23 protein-coding genes are annotated in these 21,867 nt (G+C 60.9%); 18 read left to right on the forward strand and 5 right to left on the reverse strand.

What is annotated here, in order from left to right:
• Window positions 1–17: 17 nt before the first annotated feature.
• From FP026_RS01620 to trmB, 16 genes are all read left to right on the forward strand, one after another.
• Window positions 18–410, forward strand: a complete 393-nt coding sequence (locus FP026_RS01620) for a VOC family protein (protein ID WP_149632891.1) — start codon at window positions 18–20, stop codon at window positions 408–410.
• A 110-nt stretch (window positions 411–520) separates the two neighbouring features.
• Entirely contained in the window at window positions 521–1,585 is a 1,065-nt protein-coding gene (gene trpS, locus FP026_RS01625) for a tryptophan--tRNA ligase (protein WP_149632892.1), read from the forward strand.
• Window positions 1,586–1,770: 185 nt separating this feature from the next.
• Window positions 1,771–2,262: a universal stress protein gene (locus FP026_RS01630; protein ID WP_149632893.1), complete on the forward strand. Its 492-nt coding sequence runs from the start codon at window positions 1,771–1,773 to the stop codon at window positions 2,260–2,262.
• 118 nt (window positions 2,263–2,380) lie between these two features.
• A complete protein-coding gene (locus FP026_RS01635; RefSeq protein ID WP_120666417.1) occupies window positions 2,381–2,947 on the forward strand; it encodes a NifU family protein in 567 nt (188 codons plus the stop codon).
• Window positions 2,948–2,971: 24 nt separating this feature from the next.
• The gene (tsaB, locus tag FP026_RS01640) at window positions 2,972–3,628 is read left to right on the forward strand and encodes a tRNA (adenosine(37)-N6)-threonylcarbamoyltransferase complex dimerization subunit type 1 TsaB (RefSeq protein ID WP_149632894.1); all 657 of its coding nucleotides are present in this window, start codon (window positions 2,972–2,974) and stop codon (window positions 3,626–3,628) included.
• 2 nt (window positions 3,629–3,630) lie between these two features.
• Window positions 3,631–4,125 carry a GNAT family N-acetyltransferase gene (locus FP026_RS01645; RefSeq protein WP_149632895.1) on the forward strand — a complete coding sequence of 165 codons (495 nt, stop codon included), beginning with the start codon at window positions 3,631–3,633 and terminating at the stop codon, window positions 4,123–4,125.
• 120 nt (window positions 4,126–4,245) lie between these two features.
• Window positions 4,246–4,674, forward strand: coding sequence for a Fur family transcriptional regulator (locus FP026_RS01650; RefSeq protein WP_112343661.1), 429 nt, complete (start codon window positions 4,246–4,248; stop codon window positions 4,672–4,674).
• A 30-nt stretch (window positions 4,675–4,704) separates the two neighbouring features.
• A complete protein-coding gene (locus tag FP026_RS01655) occupies window positions 4,705–5,502 on the forward strand; it encodes a lysophospholipid acyltransferase family protein (RefSeq protein ID WP_149632896.1) in 798 nt (265 codons plus the stop codon).
• A 60-nt stretch (window positions 5,503–5,562) separates the two neighbouring features.
• Window positions 5,563–6,975, forward strand: coding sequence for a tRNA (N6-isopentenyl adenosine(37)-C2)-methylthiotransferase MiaB (miaB, locus tag FP026_RS01660; protein ID WP_149632897.1), 1,413 nt, complete (start codon window positions 5,563–5,565; stop codon window positions 6,973–6,975).
• A gap of 30 nt (window positions 6,976–7,005) precedes the next feature.
• On the forward strand, window positions 7,006–8,058 hold the full coding sequence (locus tag FP026_RS01665; RefSeq protein ID WP_149632898.1) for a PhoH family protein: 1,053 nt from the start codon (window positions 7,006–7,008) through the stop codon (window positions 8,056–8,058).
• Between the two features lie 18 nt (window positions 8,059–8,076).
• Window positions 8,077–8,583: an rRNA maturation RNase YbeY gene (ybeY, locus tag FP026_RS01670; protein WP_149632899.1), complete on the forward strand. Its 507-nt coding sequence runs from the start codon at window positions 8,077–8,079 to the stop codon at window positions 8,581–8,583.
• A gap of 25 nt (window positions 8,584–8,608) precedes the next feature.
• Window positions 8,609–9,781 (forward strand): hemolysin family protein, encoded by a 1,173-nt coding sequence (locus tag FP026_RS01675; protein WP_149632900.1) that lies wholly within the window; start codon window positions 8,609–8,611, stop codon window positions 9,779–9,781.
• 78 nt (window positions 9,782–9,859) lie between these two features.
• On the forward strand, window positions 9,860–11,461 hold the full coding sequence (gene lnt / locus FP026_RS01680) for an apolipoprotein N-acyltransferase (protein ID WP_149632901.1): 1,602 nt from the start codon (window positions 9,860–9,862) through the stop codon (window positions 11,459–11,461).
• 151 nt (window positions 11,462–11,612) lie between these two features.
• Window positions 11,613–12,032 (forward strand): helix-turn-helix domain-containing protein, encoded by a 420-nt coding sequence (locus FP026_RS01685; protein WP_112343842.1) that lies wholly within the window; start codon window positions 11,613–11,615, stop codon window positions 12,030–12,032.
• A 188-nt stretch (window positions 12,033–12,220) separates the two neighbouring features.
• Complete coding sequence (metK, locus tag FP026_RS01690; RefSeq protein ID WP_149632902.1) at window positions 12,221–13,474, forward strand: methionine adenosyltransferase; 1,254 nt, start codon at window positions 12,221–12,223, stop codon at window positions 13,472–13,474.
• A complete protein-coding gene (gene trmB, locus FP026_RS01695) occupies window positions 13,471–14,172 on the forward strand; it encodes a tRNA (guanine(46)-N(7))-methyltransferase TrmB (RefSeq protein WP_149632903.1) in 702 nt (233 codons plus the stop codon). Before metK ends, trmB begins: the two co-directional genes overlap by 4 nt.
• Before the next feature lie 163 nt (window positions 14,173–14,335).
• Here the strand turns inward: trmB and FP026_RS01700 are convergent, their stop codons facing one another.
• Together FP026_RS01700 and FP026_RS01705 are read right to left on the reverse strand one after the other, a co-directional pair.
• The gene (locus tag FP026_RS01700) at window positions 14,336–14,593 is read right to left on the reverse strand and encodes a DUF1150 family protein (protein ID WP_149632904.1); all 258 of its coding nucleotides are present in this window, start codon (window positions 14,591–14,593) and stop codon (window positions 14,336–14,338) included.
• Window positions 14,594–14,750: 157 nt separating this feature from the next.
• Window positions 14,751–15,182 carry an Hsp20 family protein gene (locus tag FP026_RS01705; RefSeq protein WP_149632905.1) on the reverse strand — a complete coding sequence of 144 codons (432 nt, stop codon included), beginning with the start codon at window positions 15,180–15,182 and terminating at the stop codon, window positions 14,751–14,753.
• 230 nt (window positions 15,183–15,412) lie between these two features.
• On the opposite strand from FP026_RS01705, the gene FP026_RS01710 reads away from it, so the two are divergent.
• Window positions 15,413–16,357, forward strand: coding sequence for a nucleoside hydrolase (locus FP026_RS01710; RefSeq protein WP_149632906.1), 945 nt, complete (start codon window positions 15,413–15,415; stop codon window positions 16,355–16,357).
• 79 nt (window positions 16,358–16,436) lie between these two features.
• On the opposite strand, the gene FP026_RS01715 is transcribed toward FP026_RS01710, so the two are convergent.
• The 3 genes from FP026_RS01715 to FP026_RS01725 form a co-directional block, all read right to left on the reverse strand.
• Window positions 16,437–18,770 carry a methyl-accepting chemotaxis protein gene (locus tag FP026_RS01715; protein ID WP_149632907.1) on the reverse strand — a complete coding sequence of 778 codons (2,334 nt, stop codon included), beginning with the start codon at window positions 18,768–18,770 and terminating at the stop codon, window positions 16,437–16,439.
• 194 nt (window positions 18,771–18,964) lie between these two features.
• Entirely contained in the window at window positions 18,965–19,864 is a 900-nt protein-coding gene (locus tag FP026_RS01720) for a ribokinase (RefSeq protein WP_149632908.1), read from the reverse strand.
• A 103-nt stretch (window positions 19,865–19,967) separates the two neighbouring features.
• Complete coding sequence (locus FP026_RS01725) at window positions 19,968–21,146, reverse strand: DNA recombination protein RmuC (protein ID WP_149632909.1); 1,179 nt, start codon at window positions 21,144–21,146, stop codon at window positions 19,968–19,970.
• Between the two features lie 186 nt (window positions 21,147–21,332).
• On the opposite strand from FP026_RS01725, the gene def reads away from it, so the two are divergent.
• Window positions 21,333–21,848 carry a peptide deformylase gene (def, locus tag FP026_RS01730; protein WP_149632910.1) on the forward strand — a complete coding sequence of 172 codons (516 nt, stop codon included), beginning with the start codon at window positions 21,333–21,335 and terminating at the stop codon, window positions 21,846–21,848.
• Window positions 21,849–21,867: the final 19 nt, after the last annotated feature.

Below are 21,867 nucleotides of genomic sequence, written 5' to 3' on the forward strand. Positions count from 1 at the left end.
GATCCTGGAGCCCTCTCATGTCCCAATCCCTCTTCCTCGTCGCCCTGGTTGTCGATGACTACGACCGAGCCAAGGCCTTTTATTGCGATGCCCTCGGCTTCGATTGCTTGGCTGACGAAGTACAGCCGGAGGGCAAGCGCTGGGTCGTCGTCAAGCCGAAAGGCACGGAGGGCGCCGCGCTCCTGCTGGCCCAGGCTGCAAACGACAGCCAACGCGCCGCGATCGGCAACCAGACCGGCGGCCGCGTCGGCTTCTTCCTCAAGACCGACGATTTCGCCCGCGACCATGCTGCGATGATGGCAAAAGGAGTGCACTTTCTGGAGGAGCCGCGCCATGAAGTCTATGGCACCGTGGCGGTCTTTGCTGATCCCTATGGCAACACCTGGGACCTCATCCAGCATTCTTCGTGAGACTCTGTCACGTAGCCTCTTGATCCCCGTCGATGCCGCGTGCATAAGCCGCTCGAACCAAGGGTCGAGCGCCGCTCACCCGGGCCCTCCACAAGCCTTTCGAGGACGACATGACCGAATTCAAGCCGCTCGTATTCTCCGGCGTTCAGCCCACAGGCAATCTCCATCTCGGCAATTATCTCGGCGCGATTCGCAAGTTCGTGGCCCTGCAGGAAAACAACGACTGCATCTATTGCGTCGTCGACATGCACGCGCTGACGGCCCAACTCGTGCATGATGACATGCCGAATCAGACACGCTCGATCACCGCGGCCTTCCTTGCCGCCGGCATCGACCCGGAAAAGCATATCGTCTTCAATCAGTCGGCCGTGCCCGGCCATGCCGAACTTGCCTGGATATTCAACTGCGTCGCGCGCATCGGCTGGATGAACCGCATGACGCAGTTTAAGGACAAGGCCGGCAAGGACCGGGAGCAGGCCTCGCTCGGTCTTTACGCCTATCCGAGCCTGATGGCCGCCGACATTCTGCTCTATCGCGCCACGCATGTTCCTGTTGGAGACGACCAGAAGCAGCATCTGGAGCTGACCCGCGACATCGCCATGAAGTTCAATCTGGACTACATGGAGCATATCCGCCGCACCGGCTACGGCATCGATATCACGGTCGGCGACGAGCCGGTGCATGCCTATTTCCCGATGGTCGAGCCGCTGATCGATGGCCCGGCGCCGCGCGTCATGTCGCTGCGCGACGGCACGAAGAAGATGTCGAAATCCGACGCTTCGGATCTATCGCGCATCAACCTGCTCGACGACGAGGAGAACATCTCGAAGAAGATCCGCAAGGCCAAGACCGATCCGGATGGCTTGCCGAGCGAAATCGCCGGTCTCGCCGGCCGCCCCGAGGCCGACAATCTGGTCGGCATCTATGCGGCCCTTGCCGACAAGTCGAAAGCGGATGTTCTGTCCGAGTTCGGCGGCCAGCAATTCTCCGTCTTCAAGCCGGCGCTGGTCGATCTTGCCGTGCATGTGCTTTCGCCGATCACGATGGAAATGCGCCGTTTGATGGCCGATCCCGGCCATATCGACGCGGTGCTCCGCGATGGCAGTGCCCGCGCCCGCGCCCGCGCCGACGTGACCATGAAGCAGGTTCGCGACATTATCGGTTTTCTCTATTGATCATGTCGTAATAGAGGACTCCCACTTAGAGCTCGACGATCTGAGGCCGGATCAGCCTCAGATCGTCGAGCTCTAAAATCAAATTAAGTAGAGCATGATGTCGTCCGAAAACCGTATACGCTTTTCGGCATCATGCTCGGAAACGGGGCTTGCAAAACGCCGCCTTCAGGTGTCAGAGTCGCCGCATGGTTTCAAAACGTCTCTCACGGCTCGAAGGTCATCGCCGTAAGTTCATGGCGGTCATCGATGGCACGCCCGAATGCCAGCGCGCCGTCCATTATGCCGGCCGGCGCGCCAAGAATTCCAATGGCGGCCTCGTCTTGCTCTATGTGATCCCTGAAGGCGACTTCCAGCAATGGCTTGGTGTCGAGGAGATCATGCGGGCGGAAGCGCGCGAGGAGGCCGAGTCGGCGACTGCAAAGGCAGCGCAGGCCGTCCGCGAAAATATCGGCATCGACTCGGAGATCGTCATTCGCGAGGGATCGGCCGTCGAGCAGATCAATGCGGTGATCGAGGATGACCGGGACATCGCGCTTCTCGTGCTTGCCGCCGGTTCGGCCAAGGAAGGCCCAGGCCCGCTCGTCTCGTCTATTGCCGGTCGCGCGGCCGCCTTTCCAATCCCGGTGACGGTGCTTCCGGATACGCTGAGCAACGAGGAAATTGACGCTCTCAGCTGACAGACGCAGGGCATTTCTTGAGAAACATTCTCTTGAATAGAATGGCCAAAGAGCCTATTTTCTTTTGAAATATTCTAAAGTCGGGACAGAGGCTTTCGCCCGCCGCATGGAGATCAAGATGTTCATTCAGACCGAAGCGACGCCGAACCCCGCGACCCTCAAGTTCCTGCCGGGCAAGGTGGTGATGGAAAGTGGCACGGCCGAATTCCGCAGTGCCGAGGAGGCCGAGGCTTCGCCGCTTGCCGCCCGCCTCTTCGAGATCCCGGGCGTAACCGGCGTTTATTTCGGCTACGACTTCATCTCTGTTTCCAAGGAAAGTCAGGAATGGCAGCATCTGAAGCCGGCCATCCTCGGTTCGATCATGGAGCATTTCATGTCCGGCAAGCCGGTTATGGGCTCTTCCTCGGTGTCTTCGGAAGTACAGGATGCCGGCGGCGAATTCTTCGATGAGGGCGATGAGGCGATCGTGCTGACCATCAAGGAACTGCTGGATACGCGCGTGCGCCCGGCCGTTGCCCAGGATGGCGGCGACATTACCTTCCGCGGTTTCCGCGACGGCAAGGTCTACTTGAACATGAAGGGGTCCTGCGCCGGCTGCCCGTCTTCCACGGCAACGCTGAAGCATGGCGTGCAGAACCTGCTGCGCCATTTCGTCCCGGAAGTGCAGGAAGTCGAAGCCGTCTAATCCCGGCCTAGCGGAAAAATTGACATGATCGTACTGGCGCTCGACACGGCAGGTGTGGATTGCGCTGCCGCTGTGTATGATAGCGGCAGTGATTCTGTGATGGGGGAGGTCACGGAAACGATCGGACGGGGGCATGCCGAGCATCTGATGCACGTTGTCGACCAGGCGCTGGCGAAAGCCGGCACGGCGCTTTCGGCGATCGAGCGTATCGTTGTAACGGTCGGCCCCGGTTCCTTCACCGGCATCCGCATCGGCGTCGCAGCCGCTCGCGGTTTTGCACTCTCCCTCGATGTTCCAGCCGTCGGCGTCACGACCCTCGAGGTCATGGCGGCGACTGCCGGAGCACAGAATCCGGGCAAGTCGGTTCTGGCTGCCATCGACGCCAAGCGCGAGGAGATCTATCTCCAGAGCTTCGATGCCGATAGCAACCCGCTGGACGAGGCCCGGGCCGTGACGATCGACGAAGCGCGGGCGATTGCCAGCGCCTTCGACGGCATTGTCACCGGCACGGCTGTCGCCCGGTTGAGCGATGCGCCGCCGGCGGAGCGGCCAGACGCATTTCCGATTGCCGTCGTCGCCCGGCTGGGCGCTGGCAAGCCTGCCGGCGAAAAGCCGAAGCCGCTTTATCTTCGCGGACCCGATGCCAGACCGCAGGCCGGATACGCAGTTGCCAGGCAATAGATATGCTCGAATCCTACCTGACCTTGAAAGCCGAATACGAAATCGTCCCGATGGAGCTGAAGGATTGCGCCGAGGTGGCGCTCCTGCATGGCGAACGGTTCCCGCGGGTCTGGGACGAGAGTGAATTTCAGAGCCTCCTCGGGCAGGAAACGACCTTCGGTTTCGTCGCCCGCCAGACCAACGCCATCCTGAAAAAGGCGCTTCCCGGCTTCGTGCTGGCGCGGCATGTGGCGGGCGAGGGCGAAATCCTGACGATCGCCGTCAACGCCAAGCTCGGACGCTCCGGCCTCGGCTGGAGGCTGATGCAGGCCGCCCTTCGTGAAGCCCGCAGTCGCGGCGGCGAAACCATGTTCCTGGAGGTCGACGGCGGCAATCAGGCGGCGCTCGGCCTCTATCGCAAGCTCGGTTTCGAGACCGTCGGTGAGCGTAAGGCCTACTATGTCGGCGAAAACGGCCAGAAATCGACGGCGCTTGTCATGCGCCGCGTTCTTCGCTAGAGCATTTTGCAGCCAGGTGGCATCACCTGGCGCCGCACAAATGCAGCAAAACAAATAGATAGAGCGGCATCGGCGCTCTGGTCCCTTGCCACAGTCCAAATCGACCGAAGACAGAGATTGATGGAAGACGCCGTAAAATCCCTGGAGGAGCTTTGCGCCGAGCGCGGCATGCGCATGACAGAGCAGCGCCGGATCATTGCGCGCATCATCGAGAGTTCCGGGGATCACCCCGATGTCGAAGAGCTCTACCGGCGGTCGGTCGAGGTGGATGCGAAAATCTCGATTTCCACGGTCTATCGCACCGTCAAGCTGTTCGAAGATGCCGGCCTTCTTGCCCGCCATGATTTTCGCGATGGGCGGTCCCGTTACGAGACCGTGCCGGAAGAGCATCATGACCATCTGATCGACCTGAAGAGCGGCAAGGTGATCGAATTCCACTCACCGGAGATCGAGGCGCTGCAGGAGCGTATTGCCCGCGAACACGGCTTTAAACTCGTCGACCACCGGCTGGAGCTTTACGGCATCCCGCTGAAGAAGGACGAAGGTTGACGTGAAGGCTTTCATGCAGGAGCGAATGATTTGGTGACCTGGCTGCGCATCGGCTGTGCGGCCGTGGTCATTGGCGTCGTCAGCGCCGTGATGCTGCCGCTGCAGATCCTCTGCCTGCGCTTCGATTGGAAGCTCAGGCGCTATCTGCCGCGCTATTGGCATCGCATCGTCTGCTACTGGCTTGGCGTGCGCATCCATGTGGTCGGCAAGATGGAGACGAGCCGGCCGTTGATGCTGGCGTCCAACCATTCGTCCTGGCTCGATATCCTCGTCCTCTCGGCGGTGGCCGACGTTGCCTTCATCGCCAAGTCGGAAGTGCGGGATTGGCCGATTTTCGGCCTGTTCGCGCAGTGGCAGAAGAGCGTGTTCGTCGAGCGCGAGCAGAAGCGCAAGACCGGCGAGCAGGTGAACGAGATCGCCGACCGTATGGCCGATGGCGAAATCATGGTGCTGTTTCCGGAGGGAACCACATCGGACGGCAATCGGTTACTCGAGGTCAAGTCCTCGCTGTTCGGCGCCGCCGCCGCGGCGCTGCCGAAGGCGCCGGATGCCGTCGTGCATGTCCAGCCGGTCGCGGTCGCCTATACCCGCGTCCATGGCACGGCCATGGGCCGCTATTACCGCCCGCTGACGGCATGGCCCGGCGATATCGAGCTCGTGCCGCACCTGAAGGGCATCGTCCAGTGCGGCGCCATCGATGTCGATGTCTGCTTCGGCCAAGCGGTCGATTATCGCGCCGGCACCAACCGCAAGGAAGTCAGCGCCACCATTGCGCGGCGCATCCGAGCGATGCTCGCCAGCCGGCTGCTGGGCCGCGAGATCGCCTGATTTCCAGGTGATTCCAACTTTTCCATTTTCTCCGAAAGCAAAAGCCACTACATAGCGGCCATGACCAAGGACAGCCTGACCCTCGACGCCCCGATGGCCGACGCTTTGCAGCTCGGTTCCCGCGACGGCTCCAACAGCCGCAAGGTCTTCATCAAGACCTACGGCTGCCAGATGAATGTCTATGATTCCACGCGGATGAGCGATGCGCTTTCCCGCGACGGCTATGAGCCGACCGAGGACATGGAAGAGGCCGATCTTGTCCTGCTGAACACCTGTCATATCCGCGAGAAGGCGGCCGAAAAGGTCTATTCCGCGCTCGGCCGCCTGCGCGAGATGAAGAAGCGCAAGGCAGCCGACGGCCGCGAGATGATGATTGGCGTCACCGGTTGCGTTGCACAAGCCGAGGGCGAGGAAATCCTGCGCCGCGCGCCTGCCGTGGATGTCGTCATCGGTCCGCAGACCTATCATCGCCTGCCCGACGCGCTTCGCCGCGCCAAGGAAGGCCAGCGCGTCGTCGACACCGAATATGCGATCGAGGACAAGTTCGAGCATCTGCCGATCGCTGAAAAGACGAAGATCCGCGCCCGCGGCGTCACCGCCTTCCTGACGGTGCAGGAAGGATGCGACAAGTTCTGCACCTTCTGTGTCGTGCCTTATACCCGCGGCTCCGAGGTCTCCCGCCCGGTCTCGCAGATCGTCGAGGAAGCCGAGAAGCTGGTCGATGGCGGCGTGCGCGAGATCACGCTGCTCGGCCAGAACGTCAATGCCTGGCATGGCGCTGGCCCGAACGGCGAAGCCTGGAGCCTCGGCGATCTCCTCTATCGGCTGTCGGAGATTCCCGGCCTCGCACGACTTCGTTATACCACCAGCCACCCGCGCGACATGGACGATCGCCTGATTGGCGCGCATCGCGACCTGCGCACGCTGATGCCCTACCTGCATCTGCCCGTTCAGGCCGGCTCGGATCGCATCCTGAAAGCCATGAACCGGCGGCATACGGCCGTAGAATACCTCGCGCTCATCAAGAAGATCCGCGCCGCACGCCCCGATATCGCCCTGTCAGGCGATTTCATCGTCGGCTTCCCGGGGGAGACAGACCAGGATTTTGAGGATACATTGAGACTGATCGAGGAGGTGAATTATGCACAGGCCTTCTCGTTCAAATATTCCACGCGGCCGGGTACGCCCGGTGCGGAGTTGAAGGACCAGGTGCCCGAAGAGGTCAAAACCGAACGACTGGAGCGTTTGCAGGCATTGTTGCTGAAGCAGCAGCATGCTTTTGCCGAGGCTTGCGTGGGCAAAACAGTGGATATCCTTCTGGAAAAGCCGGGCCGGATGCCGGGCCAGTTGATTGGACGCTCTCCGTGGCTGCAATCTGTGAATGTTGATGCAAAAGCATCGCAAATCGGTGACATTATAAACGTACGAATCACCGGAACCAGCACCAACAGCCTTTTTGCTGAATTGCTCTAGGTTCCGGACGGGCACAAGGAGCCGCACCGCTTGAACGGACAGGAATTGGTTTCTTCTTCATCGCGCCAGCCCCGCACCGCGAGCGACGCCAATCACTTCACCCTGACGTTCGAGAATAATCGGTTCGCCAGCGAACTTTTCGGGCAATTCGACCAGAATTTGAAGCTGCTCGAGGAGCGGCTCGGCATCGACGCCCGCGCCCGCGGCAATTCCGTCGTCATAGCAGGTGATGTGCTCGCCACCAATCAGGCGCGCCGCACGCTCGATTACCTCTATGACAAGCTGCAAAAAGGCGGCAATGTGGAGCGTTCCGACGTGGAAGGGGCAATCCGCATGGCGGTTGCCGCCGACGATCAATTGACGCTGCCGACCATGGAGAGAAAAGCCAAGTTGACGATGGCGCAGATTTCGACGCGCAAGAAGACGATCATCGCTCGCACGCCGACCCAGGATGCCTATATGCGGGCGCTGGAGCGTTCCGAGCTCGTCCTTGGCGTCGGCCCTGCCGGTACCGGCAAGACCTACCTCGCGGTTGCTCATGCCGCCCAGCTTCTGGAGCGCGGCGCAGTAGAAAAGATCATCCTGTCGCGCCCGGCCGTCGAGGCCGGCGAGCGCTTGGGCTTCCTGCCCGGCGACATGAAGGAAAAGGTCGATCCCTATCTGCGTCCGCTTTACGACGCGCTCTACGATATGATGCCGGGCGATAAGGTCGAGCGTGCCATCACCGCAGGCGTCATCGAAATCGCGCCGCTCGCCTTCATGCGCGGTCGCACGCTCGCCAATGCCGCCGTCATCCTCGACGAGGCGCAGAACACGACATCCATGCAGATGAAAATGTTTCTGACCCGTCTCGGCGAGAATTCGCGGATGATCGTGACGGGCGATCCAAGCCAGATCGACCTGCCGCGCGGCGTCAAGTCCGGTCTGGTGGAAGCGCTGCAGCTGTTGGACGGCGTCGAGGGCATCACAACAGTCCGCTTCAAGGATACGGACGTCGTCCGCCATCCGCTGGTGGCGCGCATCGTCCGGGCCTATGATTCCACCTATGCCGCAAAGGCAGAGGAAAGCGATCCGCAGATCTGATCTGCGGTGCGAAAGCTCATGGCCGAACTCGATATACAGATCAGCGTGGAGGAGGGCGAATGGCCCTCCGAAGAGCTATTGCAGTCGCTTGCCGAGCGCGTGATGGGCGAAGCTGCGAATTATCTCAAGAAACACGAAAAGCAGCCATTTCCAAAAATGGCGCCCGAATTGTCGCTGGTCTTTACTGACGACGCCTCGATCCGCGAGATCAATGCGGAATGGCGTTCGCAGGACAAGGCGACGAATGTGTTGTCCTTCCCGGCCTTCCCGCTGCAGCCCGGCGGTAAGCCCGGTCCGATGCTGGGCGATATCATCATCGCCAGGGAGACGGTGGAGCGCGAGGCGATCGATCTCGAAAAGAGTTTCGACGACCATCTGACGCATTTGATGGTGCATGGTTTCTTGCATCTCTTCGGCTACGACCATATGAATAATAGCGAAGCTGAAAGAATGGAGGGGCTGGAGACTCGCATTTTGGCGAAGCTTGGCCTATCTGATCCCTATGCGGGACAAGACCCCATTTGATCTGAACCCTGTCTGACCAGGAACAATGAGCGACTTTACGACAAGATCGGCCCCTGAGGCCAAAGACGGAGCCGAAGCAGCCTCCTCCGACGAGGTAGGCAGTAGTAGCAACGGCAAGCGATCCCATTCTTCATTCTGGGCACGTGCTGCACGCATCCTTCGCCCGCAGCAAGGCGCGGCGCGGTTGCGCGAGGACCTTGCCGACGCGTTGATGACCAATGCGGCCGACGATGATGCCTTTTCGCCCGATGAGCGCGCAATGTTGCACAACATCCTGCGCTTCCGCGAGGTGCGCGTCGAGGATGTCATGGTCCCGCGCGCCGACATCGAGGCAGTGGATCAGAATATCACCATAGGCGAGCTGATGATCCTCTTCGAGGAAAGCGGCCGCTCGCGCATGCCTGTCTATGCCGACACGCTGGATGATCCGCGCGGCATGGTGCATATCCGCGACCTCCTCTCCTATGTCGCCAAGCAAGCCCGCAACAAGCGCCGCGGCGGCAGCGCCAAGGCGTCAGCCGTCGTAACGGGTACGCCTCCGGCCGAAAAGCCGGCGCGCGCGGCCAAGCCGAATTTCGATCTTTCGCGCGTCGATCTGCAGAAGACGCTGGCCGAGGCCGGCATCATCCGCAAGATCCTGTTCGTACCGCCCTCGATGCTCGCCTCCGATCTCCTGCGCCGCATGCAGGTCAACCGCACGCAGATGGCGCTCGTCATCGACGAGTACGGCGGCACGGACGGCCTGGCTTCGCATGAGGACATCGTGGAAATGGTCGTCGGCGACATCGACGATGAGCACGATGACGAAGAAGTGATGTTCAAGCGCGTCTCCGAGGACGTTTTCGTTGCCGATGCCCGCGTCGAGCTCGAGGAGATCGCCGCGGCGATCGGTTCGGATTTCGACATCGCCGAGCAGGTCGAAGAGGTGGACACGCTCGGCGGCGTGATCTTCTCAGCACTTGGCCGCATTCCGGTGCGTGGCGAAGTGGTACAGGCGCTTCCGGGCTTTGAATTCCACATTCTCGATGCCGATCCCCGCCGCATCAAGCGGGTTCGCATCACGCGGAAACGTCATGCCGCTCGCCGCCGGCCGACCGTCAAGCTGGAAGGCGAGGCAGGTGTGCCCGAGCGCGATTTGCCGGCACCGGAAGCGATCGCCGAGGAACCGCCGACCGAGCGCAACGCCGCCGGCCAATAAATGGCGCGAGAGCGGGACAAATCGCTCCATTTTTGAAAGACTGCGGCCAGTTGATTCGCGGTTGAACGGAGCTGGCGCATGGAATGGCTTTCGGGCCGGGTGATCCTCGTCTGGGGTTTCAAACGTGCGTTGCTTGTGATTCTTGCCGGTGCCATCGGCGTTCTGGCGCTGCCGCCTTTCGGCTTTTTCGCCGCGATGTTCGTCTCCTTCGCGCTGCTGGTGTGGCTGCTGGATGGTGTTGCCGCAGGCCCGGACAGCGGCCTGCTCGGACGGCTGTGGCCGGCCTTCTTCACCGGCTGGCTGTTCGGCTTCGGCTATTTCGTCGCAGGTCTCTGGTGGCTCGGCCATGCGCTGCTGATCGATGCCGATGAGTTCGCCTGGGCCTTGCCGCTGGCGATCCTTGGCCTTCCTGCCTTTCTTGCGGTTTTCTACGGCGTGGCGACCGTGCTTGCCCGCATCCTTTGGTCGGACGGCATGGGGCGCATCGCCGCGCTCGCCTTCAGCTTCGGCATAGTGGAATGGCTGCGCAGCTTTCTCTTCACCGGCTTTCCCTGGAACGCCATCGGTTATGGCGCCATGCCCATTCCGCTGATGATGCAGTCGGCGCATGTGATCGGCATGCTGGGCGTCACCGTGCTTGCCGTCTTCGTCTTCGCGGTACCGGCCTTGCTCGGCACGCGTCAGGGGCGGCTGCCGGGAGTAGGCCTCGCCGTCCTCATCGTTACAGCTCATTTCGGCTATGGCTATTACGCGCTCAGCCAGCCGGAAGCTCCGCTCGCCGATGCCAAGACCGCGCCGGTCGTGCGCATCGTCCAGCCCTCCATCGACCAGGAAACCAAGATGGATACGGCTGCCGATCGCGCCGCCATCTTCGACAGGCATCTGGCGCTTTCGGTTCAGCCGCCGGCAAACGGCGGCAAGCGGCCTGACATCATCGTCTGGCCCGAAACCGCCGTGCCCTTCATCCTGACCGATAACCGGGATGCCCTTGCCCGCATTGCCGATCAGCTCGACGACGATCAGGTCCTGATCACCGGCGCCGTCCGCGTCGAAGACATGGGACCGGGCGTCGAGCCTCGCTATTACAATTCGATCTACGTCATCGATGGCCGCGGCCAGATCATCGGCGCATCCGACAAGACCCATCTCGTGCCTTTCGGCGAATATGTGCCCTTCGAACACATCCTCAGCTATCTCGGCATCGAGAATGTCGTGGAACTGCCCGGAGGGTTTTCCGCGGCGGCCAAGCGGCAATTGCTGACCTTGCCCGATGGCCTCAAATTCTATCCGCTGATCTGCTACGAGATCATCTTTCCGAATGAGATGACGCCGGAGATCCGGCAGGCCGATGCCATCCTCAATGTCACGAATGATGGCTGGTTCGGTGACACGCCCGGTCCATACCAGCATTTCCTCCAGGCAAGGGTGAGGGCAGTGGAGCAGGGGTTGCCGCTGATTCGAAGCGCCAATACCGGCATTTCAGCTTTTGTTGATCCCCACGGGCGTGTCCTTTCTGGTATTGATTATAATCAACAAGGCTTCATTGATACCACTTTGGGTGGCGCAACCCTGTCGCGCATAGACGACAAAGCCAGGAAAATATACTTTTGGTTGATTGTCGGGGTAGTCGGCATAATGGCGCTGATTTCACGCATGGGTTTTATTTCCAGGGTGAATTGACCAAAAAACCCTAAAATTGCATAGTGCTTAGTGTCCGCCTTTCGAACGTAGACTGGAGGCCTTGGGGGCGTCGGCTGCAACGTGGCGTTATAGGGGTGGTGAAGGGTACCGGGTGGCAGGTCCTGAATTCAACCTATGTTAGGGTATTATGATGATTGAAAATAAAAAGAAGCCTAACCCAATCGACATTCATGTCGGTAGCCGCATACGCCTCCGCCGCACGATGCTTGGCATGAGCCAGGAGAAGCTCGGCGAAAGCCTGGGAATTACGTTTCAACAGATTCAGAAATACGAAAAAGGCACCAACCGCGTTGGCGCCAGCCGCCTGCAGAATATCTCCAGTATCCTCAATGTCCCGGTTTCCTTCTTCTTCGAGGATGCGCCGGGTGAGCATTCGGCCACCGCCGGCGGTATGGCCGAGGCGTCCAGCTCCAACTACGTCGTCGACTTTCTGTCTTCTTCCGAAGGATTGCAGCTCAATCGCGCCTTCGTGAAAATTTCCGATGGCAAGGTCCGGCGCAAGGTCGTCGAGCTGGTCAAGGCGCTCGCAGCCGAGGCGGACGCCGAGTAGCCCTTCGACGCGGGGTCAAAACCGGTAAAGTCGAGAGGCGGTCATTTTGGCCGCCTTTTCCGCATTTACGGCAAAATTTTATCACTTGGGCGGGGATATAAAGATATATTTATGTCCTTGTGCGACTTGTTTTTCGAGCTGGAGACGAATATCAAAAGCAGAGATTTGTTCTTTGAGGGGAATCCCGCATGCGCGCGAATTATCTGTTTACGAGTGAGTCTGTTGCCGAAGGTCACCCGGATAAAGTCTGTGACCGCATCTCCGATGAAATCGTCGATCTGGTTTACCGCGAGGCCACGAAGACCGGCGTGAACCCCTGGACCGTGCGCATCGCATGCGAGACACTCGCCACCACCAATCGCGTCGTCATCGCCGGCGAAGTTCGCCTGCCGCCGAGCCTGATGAAGAAGGACAAGGATGGCAACGACGTCATCAATCCTTCGAAGTTCAAGGCCGCCGCCCGCCGTGCCATTAAGGATATCGGCTACGAGCAGGACGGCTTCCACTGGAAGAAGGCGCGCATCGACGTGCTTCTGCATTCGCAGTCGGCCGACATCGCCCAGGGCGTTGACAATGCCGCCGACCAGCAGGGCGACGAAGGCGCCGGCGACCAGGGCATCATGTTCGGTTATGCCTGCCGCGAGACTCCGGATCTCATGCCGGCACCGATCTACTATTCGCACAGGATACTGCAGCTGCTCGCTGCCGCCCGCAAGAAGGGCGATGGCGACGTTGCCAAGCTCGGCCCGGACGCCAAGAGCCAAGTGACGGTCCGCTACGTCGACGGCAAGCCGTCCGAAGTGGCCTCGATCGTGCTTTCCACCCAGCATCTCGATGAAAGCTGGGATTCGAAGAAGGTTCGCTCCGTCGTCGAACCCTATATCGTTGAAGCGCTCGGCGATCTGAAGATCGCCTCCGATTGCAAGTGGTACATCAACCCCACAGGCAAGTTCGTCATCGGCGGCCCGGACGGAGACGCCGGCCTCACCGGCCGCAAGATCATTGTCGACACCTACGGCGGCGCAGCGCCGCACGGCGGCGGCGCCTTCTCGGGCAAGGACACGACCAAGGTCGACCGCTCCGCAGCCTATGCTGCTCGCTATCTCGCAAAGAACGTCGTTGCCGCAGGTCTTTCCGATCGCTGCACGATCCAGCTGTCCTACGCCATCGGCGTTGCCCAGCCACTGTCGATCTATGTCGACCTGCATGGCACTGGCAAGGGCGTCAGCGAAGACCAGGTCGAAGCGGCCATCCGCAAGAACATGGACCTTTCGCCGACCGGCATCCGCCGTCATCTCGACCTCAACAAGCCGATCTATGCCAAGACCTCCGCCTATGGCCATTTCGGCCGCAAGGCCGGCCGTGACGGTTCCTTCTCCTGGGAGCGCACGGACCTGGTGAAGGCTCTCAAGGAAGCCGTAAAGCTCCGGGAAGCCGCATGATCGAGACCGAGCGCCGGTCGCGGGCGACGGAAGCATTCTTCGGCCGGCGCAAGGGCAAGGCCTTGCGCGGCCAGCAGGCTGAAAAGCTGGAAGCATTGCTGCCGCAGTACATCGTTGATCTTTCCGCCCCGGCGCCGCAGCCGCTGAACGATCTCTTCCAGGTGCCGACCGAGCGTCTGCGCCTGGAAATCGGCTTCGGCGGTGGCGAGCATCTGATCCACAGGGCGCTGGAGCAGCCGAAGACCGGCTTCATCGGCGTGGAACCCTTCGTCAATTCGATGCAGAAGCTGCTTGCGCGTGTCGACGAAGCCGGCGCGCACAATATCCGCGTCTACAATGACGACGCGACGCAGGTGCTGGATTGGCTGCCGGATGGCTGCCTCGACCAGATCGACCTGCTCTATCCCGATCCCTGGCCGAAGAAGAAGCACTGGAAGCGCCGCTTCGTTTCACAGGTGAACCTTGCCCGCTTTCATCGCGTCCTGAAGCCCGGAGCCCTCTTCTGCTTCGCGTCCGACATCGACACCTATGTCAACTGGACTCTGCAGCATTGCCATGCGCATGGCGGCTTTGAGTGGACCGCCCGGAATGCCGCCGACTGGTTGACGCCCTACGAGGGCTGGCCCAGCACGCGCTATGAGGCCAAGGCTCGGCGCGAGGGGCGATCGTCCGCCTATCTGACCTTCAAAAGAGTCTGATTGCTCGTTTCCCAGGGCAAAAATTTGAGATCTCGATGACCGCATCATCCTGCATGGACCGCTGCTTGAGGCGGTCTGGATCATGCGCATGCGTCGCAGGATGGGGCCCGGTTCGATGCGGTCCTTGCGAACGGTGAATTTCACCGTTGGGCGACGCTTCAGGTCAGTGCAGGCTGACCGTCTTCAATTCGTCTTCCGCAGCACGGTAGAAGGTGCTGGAGCGATTGTCCGTCAAAAGGATCGGCGTGCCGTCGGCTCCGAAAAGTGCCCAGAGATCGACATCAGGGTCGATGCTCGGCGCTTCCGGAAAGCAGCGGGATACTTCGGACCAGTCCATTTTTCTGATGTAGGCGACTTCGCCGGTGCCGATATCGGCAAGCTCGGTTTGGGTCAGGCGGGCGGTAGCTTCTTTCAACAACATGCTCGTACCTCCAGTATGAGGGACCAACGGCTCCAAAGCGTGATGCGGAAAGCCGCAAGCGGCTTCCAGGCGATATCAAGCTCCAGCTATTTGATTCCAGGCCGGATTCAGATTTCAGGCCGATTCGGCCCAAGATCCTCCGGCCTAGGCCGTTGTCCTACTGTGAGACCGAAATGTTAATTTTCTTTACTATGCGGTCCGGTTCCGGCCGGATGAGGTCGACGGAGAGCAGGCCGTTCTTCAGCGTGGCGCCGAGCACCTGCATGCCGTCGGCAAGCACGAAAACGCGCTGGAATTGCCGGGCGGCAATGCCGCGATAGAGATAGTCGCGCTCGCCCTGTTCGATCTGGCGTCCGCGGATCAGAAGCTGGTTCTCCTCGGTGCTGACATCGAGTTCCTCTTCCGAAAAGCCTGCGACGGCCAGCGTGATGCGCAGCCGCTCCGGCTCGCTCGACAGGCGGTCCGCAGGCATGCGTTCGATATTGTAGGGAGGGTATCCGTCACTGACCTTGGAAATCCGCTCCAGCGTCTTTTCCATGGTATCGAAGCCCAGAAGCAGTGGGCTGGCAAAAGGAGTCGTCCGGCTCATCGTCTCAAAGTCCTTGGGTGTCAAGCGACCGTTCCGGACCTGATCTTCAGCACCCGGTTGTCCCTAATATGGGAGTACGCGCTTGTGAGTGCAAGCCATCGCGCTTTCGCATTTGCGAGATGGAATTCCGCCGTGACGATTCGTTCGTCACACAGCTTTCGAACGCTTGACAAAGCCTGACCGGACCCGCGACAAAGCCTGTCGATCTTTACCGGAGGAAAGCCACAGATATGACCGAACTCAGAAAAATCATCATCGATACCGACCCCGGTCAGGACGATGCCGCGGCGATCTTCCTCGCCTTCGGTAGCCGTCAGGAGATCGACGTGCTTGGCATCACCACGGTCGCCGGCAACGTGCCGCTGCGGTTGACGAGCCGGAATGCCCGCATCGTCTGCGAGCTCTGCGATCGTCGCGACGTCAAGGTGTTTGCCGGCGCTGATGCGCCGCTCAAGCGCAAGCTGGTCACGGCCGAACATGTGCATGGCAAGACCGGCCTTGACGGTCCGGAACTTTCCGAGCCGACGATGGAACTGCAGCCGGGCCACGCCGTCGATTTTATCATCGATACGCTGCGTAAGGAGCCGGAGGGCGCCGTGACCCTCTGCACGCTCGGCCCGCTGACCAATATCGCAATGGCGTTCCAGAAGGAGCCTGACATCGTTGGTCGCGTGCGCGAACTCGTGATGATGGGCGGCGGCTTTTTCGAGGGCGGCAACATCACGCCGGCGGCCGAGTTCAACATCTATGTCGATCCGGAGGCGGCAGACGTCGTGTTCCGTTCGGGCGTTCCCATCGTCATGATGCCGCTCGATGTCACCCACAAGCTGCTGACGCGCCGGGATCGCGTCGAGCGCATCGCTGCAGTCGGGACGCCCCCGGCCAAGGCCATGGTCGAAATGCTGCAGTTCTTCGAGCGTTTCGATATCGAGAAATACGGTTCAGACGGCGGCCCGCTGCATGATCCCACAGTCATCGTCTACCTTCTGAAGCCCGAGCTCTTCAAGGGCCGCGAGTGCAATGTCGAGATCGAGGTAACGTCGGAGCTGACGGTGGGTATGACCGTTGTCGATTGGTGGCACGTCACTGACCGCAAGCACAATGCCAAGGTGATGCGCGATGTCGATGCGGACGGATTCTTCGCGCTTTTGACGGAACGGTTCGCCCGCATCTGAATGGGACTATCTGATCGGGACCAACAAAAAGGCCGCCGGAACGATCCGGCGGCCTTTTTACTCATCAAACTGAGCCGGCTTAGAATTCTTCCCAACTGTCCTGGGCAAGCGCATTGGCGCCCTGGGTCTGAGGCACGGGCTTGCGCGTCGGCGCGGCCGCCCTGCGCGGAGAGACAGGCGCCCGCATCTGCTGGGCGGTGGCTCTCAATGCGCTGGCATTGTCCTGCGCGGCGCCTGCGGTGCGGAAGCGCGCGACAAGGGCCTTCAGCGTCTGGGCTTCCTCGGCGAGCGCCACGCTGGAAGCCGTGGTTTCCTCGACCATCGCCGCGTTCTGCTGGGTCACCTGATCCATCTGGTTCATGGCGGAGTTGATTTCCTTGAGCCCGATGGCCTGCTCGCTCGCAGAGGCGGAGATCTGCCGGATCAAGCCGTTGATCTCCATCACCTGCTGGGCGATCTTGTGCAGGGCATCGCCCGTGCGGCCGACCAGATCCACGCCTTCCTTGACCTGCCCTGCCGAAGCATTGATCAGGGTCTTGATTTCCTTGGCGGCATTGGCCGAGCGCTGAGCGAGCTCTCGGACTTCCTGTGCGACGACCGCAAACCCCTTGCCGGCTTCACCGGCACGGGCGGCCTCGACGCCGGCGTTGAGCGCCAGCAGGTTGGTCTGGAAGGCGATCTCGTCGATGACGCCGATGATGCGCGAAACTTCCTGCGACGACTGCTCGATGCCATGCATGGAGGAAATGGCCCGCTGGACGATCTCGCCGGAATGCTCGGCATCCTGGGACGCGGCATTGACGCTGCTTGCGGCAACGCGGGCGTTTTCGGCGCTCGAATTGACCTGCGCGGTGAGCTGGTTGAGGGCTGCCGCCGTCTCTTCGAGGCTTGCCGCCTGCTGCTCGGTGCGGCGGGCGAGATCCGAGGCGCTGTTGCTGATTTCGCCGGTGCCGCCGCCAATGTTGCCGACGCTGACATTGACGGTGTGCACGGTTTCTTCGAGGCTTGCTAGCGCGGCATTGAAGTCCTGCTTGAGCTGGGCGTATTCGCCCGGGAAGTCGTCCGTGATCCGTTGATTGAGATTGCCTTTCGAGAGTTCGGCCAGGCTTTGTCCCAGAATACTCACGATCTGGCGCTGCAGCGCGATGCTCTCGCCGCGTTCGGTTTCCGAACGGCGGCGCTCGCCCTCGGCAGCCAGGCGCTGATCGTTGGCTTCGCCTTCGAGGCGCTTGGTATCGGCCAGCTTGAAGCGGAAGCCTTCCAGCGCCTTGGCGACGGAACCGACTTCGTCGGCGCGGGCCTGGCCGGCAACCGGCTCGGCATAGTTACCGGCGCTGAGGCGATTGACGCTGGCGACGAGACCGGCGAGCGGCGTCTGCACGAAGCCGCGCACGGCGGCATAGAGAGCCAGCATGACGGCGGCGAGCACCAGGATACCGGCGACGATCATCATGTAGGTCTGGTCACGCACCGGCGCTGCGATCGCGCTGTGCGGCACATCGATGAGGACGACCCACGTCGCGTTGAGGCCTGGAACGGCGAAGGGGTAGACGACGCGATCAAATTCTTCGCCGCCGTTTTCCGAGAGGTTTCTGAGGACATTTGCGGAGGAGGCGGTGAGTGCCGCCTTGATGATGTCAGCGCCCGAGCCGTTATAGTCCTTCATCAGCAGGTCAGGCGTCGGCGCGACGAGCCACTTGTTATCCTGGGAAACCAGCAGGACGCGACCCGTGCCGAAAGGCTGAAGTTTCTGCAGTTTGGTGGAAAGCGAGGCAAGAGAGATGTCGACGCCGGCGATGCCGATCAGCTTGCCGCCGGACATCACCGGATAGGCGATCGAGCTCATGGTTGTGGGAACGTCAGTGCCCTGAGCGAGATAGGGCGGGGTGATCGCACCCTTGCCGCTGTCGGCGGCAAGCTTCCACCAGGCGGCCGTGTAATCGTTGTCGAAGGTGGAGAACTGGATGCCGCCGTCCTTGGTCTTGGACCAATAGGGTGTGAAGGCGCCCTTGTCGTTGACACCTTCATCCTTGTTGTTGGCGAGCTCCGTCGTCTTGCCGTCCAGTGCGCCGAGCTGTTCGCAGAACCAGCTGCCGAAGGCAAAGGCGTTCTGTTCGACATTCGCCTTGAGGATGTTGATCATGCCCTTGCGGTCGAAGCTGTGGCCTTCGTGGCCGCGGCCGATGATGGCGGCCATGGAGCGGGCGGCGCTGGCCATTTCGCCGACATTGGCGGCGATTTCATTGGAGATGGATTTAGCCTCGGTATTGGCTTGATCCATCGTCAGCGCTTCGACGCGATCGCGAGTCTGGGAAATCAATAAAAAGTTGGAAACCAGCAATACGAGCGCAATCGCTAGCCCGGTGACCAAGATCAGCTTGGCCGCAAGCGACTTCATACGAAAGATGAACATCATTTCCTCGAAAAAGCGATGCGTCGGATACACATTATCCAGATGCAAGGTCGGCGCAGGATGGCCCCGTCATGGGGCCGCCGTTTAAAATTCCTGCCGCAGCCGGAAGGCCATACACGCCAGGCCAGAGGAGAATGATATGGAAGCGCAAAAATTTAATTAATTGCGCTTCGCAAGGTTCACGAAATTTACCCTTAAAGCTTTTCGGCGACTTCGCTCGCAATCGGGATGGACGGTTGCGCGCCCGGCTTCAGGCAGGCCAGCGAACCGGCGACGGCGGCGCGGCGTAGGCTGGCGTTAAAATCCAGGCCCTGATCGAGGCTCGCGGCAAAATAACCGCAGAAAGTGTCGCCGGCACCGACCGTATCGACCGGCTCGATGACTAGGCCCTTCGCGCGTGAAACTTCACCATCGCGGATGGCGATGACGCCATCGCCGCCGAGCGTGACGATCAGCGTCTGGCCGGTTTCGCCATGCAGGCGGACGAGGGCTGCTTCTCGCTCGGCCGCCGACATATTGTCCTGTCCAGCCAGTCTTTCGAATTCCGTCTCGTTGGCGATGACGATATCGGCAAGCCGGCCGAGGCGCGCCGCCTCCGGGATCAGGGGCGCGAGGTTGAGCACGGTGCGCACGCCCTTCGCCTTCGCGGTATTCAGCGCCATCTCGACGGCGGCGACGGGGATTTCGAGCTGAAGCATCAGCGTATCGCCGGAGTTCAATGCGGCGACGGCAGCGATGACGTGCTCGGCTGCATTCGTGCCGTTGGCGCCGGGAACAACGGCGATCATGTTCTCGCCGTCGCCCCCCACCAGGATGAGAGCCGTGCCGGTCGGCTCGGATACGCGTCTGACGGTCGAAAGATCGGTGCCGGCCGCATCGAGCAAGGCAAGCGCAGGCTCAGCAAAGCCGTCATTGCCGACTGCCCCGCTCATGCACACAGTTGCCCCGGCGCGGCGCGCGGCGAGCGCCTGGTTGGCACCTTTGCCGCCGGCGGCGGTGGAAAAGCTGTTGCCGGCGACGGTTTCGCCCGGCTTCGGCAAGCGATCCGTGGTGGCGATGAGGTCCATGTTGATGGAACCGAAAATAGTGATCATGCGATGTCCTGCCCTGGGTGTTGGTCTCGCATGATCCCGCCCGAAGGCCGCCTTATGTCTTTGTGGATCATGCGTCGATTGGGCGCGACACTGCCCGAAGCGATCAGTCCTCGTCAACTACCCTGAGCTTGAGTTGGCTGGTGCGGTTGTCGACAGGCTTGGGCCTGTCCTCCGTGCGCGCCTTCATCGGCTCTTTGGCGGTCTCGAATTCCAACGCCTCTATCCGCTCGCCGCGGCGTGCCAGCTTGTCGGCCGAGGTCACGATCATGTCGACATCCTTCTGCGCCATGGCGAAATGGCCCTGCAGCTTGCGCACGCGTTCGTCGAGCCGCGAGAGATCGTCCATCAGATGCGCCACTTCGCTCTGGATGACATGGGCCTGCTCGCGCATGCGCTGGTCCTTCAGCACCGCCTGGATGACCTGGATCGACAACATCAGCAGCGAAGGTGAGACGATGACGATGCGCGCGCGCTGAGCTTTCTGCACGATCGCTTCGAAATTCTCGTGGATCTCGGCAAAGATCGATTCGGACGGCACGAAGAGAAAGGCCGTATCCTGCGTCTCGCCGGGCATCAGATATTTCTCGGCAATGTCGCGAATATGCAGCTCCAGATCTCTGCGGAACTGCTGGGCTGCGATCTTGCCATGTTCGGGACTGGAGGCGGCGCGAATGGCGTTCCAGGCCTCCAGAGGAAATTTGGCATCGATAACAAGCGGCGGCGAGCCGTTCGGCATGCGAATAGTGCAGTCCGGCCGCGAGCCGTTGGAAAGGGTCGGCTGGAATGCGTAGGCGCCTATCGGCAGTCCATCGGCGATAATGGTCTCCATTCGCGCCTGGCCGAAGGCGCCGCGTGTCTGCTTGTTGGACAGGATGGCCTGCAGGCCGACGACGTCCTTTGCGAGCGTCTGGATATTGGTCTGCGCCGCATCGATGACGGCGAGCCTCTCCTGCAGGCGGCGCAGGTTCTCATGCGTTGAGCGCGTCTGCTCGCCGATCGTCGCCGTCACCCGTTGCGACATGCCGTCGAGACGTTGGCCGATGGCCTGATTGAGCTCGGCCTGCCTGGAGCCGAATACCTCTGCCATGGTGGCAAGCCGCCCCTGCATCTCCGCCTGCGATCGCAGCAGTTCCGCCATCGTATGCTCGGCGTCGAGCATATCGTCCTCCGCGCGTGCTCTGCCGCGGACGAAAAGGACGATCACTGCGATCGCAAGCAGGATGACGAGGCCGGCCAGAACCTGGACCGTGGAAATGGCTTGGCCGAAGATGATGAAGGACATGAAACCTAGCGCGTTGGTGAAGTTCTTATCGGCACCATAGCAAAATTGTCGTGAATATCCAGATCAAAACGTGAACAGAATTTTTGGGTCATTCGCGCTGATCCAGATGGCTGTCGTTGAAAAAACACGCCCTCGCGGCCATCTTGACGATTCCATCGCACAACAAGATGCGTTATGGGAAACGTCATGACGATCAAGCCACTTATCATTTTGCCCGATCCGCTGCTCCGCCAGGCTTCGAAGCCCATTGAGCGCATCGATACCGAAACTCAGCGCCTCGCCGACGACATGCTGGAAACCATGTACGACGCGCCGGGCATCGGCCTTGCGGCGATCCAGATCGGCGTTGCCCGCCGCATGCTCGTCATCGACGTTGCGCGCGAAGGCGAAGAGAAGAAGCCGCTGGTTTTCATCAATCCGGAGATCGTCACGTCGTCGGATGAGCGTTCGGTCTATGAGGAAGGCTGCCTTTCCATTCCGGATTACTACGCAGAGGTGGAGCGCCCCGCACGCGTCACCGTCAAGCATCTCGACCGCGACGGCAAGGAGCAGCTCACGGAAGCCGAAGGCCTTCTGGCGACCTGCGTGCAGCACGAGATCGACCACCTGAACGGCGTGCTCTTCATCGACTATATTTCCCGTCTCAAGCGCGACATGGTGATCAAGAAGTTCACCAAGGCTGCCAAGTCGAAGGCTCTGTGATCTCCAGCCGTTGAAAGAT

It is taken from the genome of Martinezella tropici (assembly GCF_008370325.1).
GTDB lineage: Bacteria > Pseudomonadota > Alphaproteobacteria > Rhizobiales > Rhizobiaceae > Rhizobium > Rhizobium tropici_B.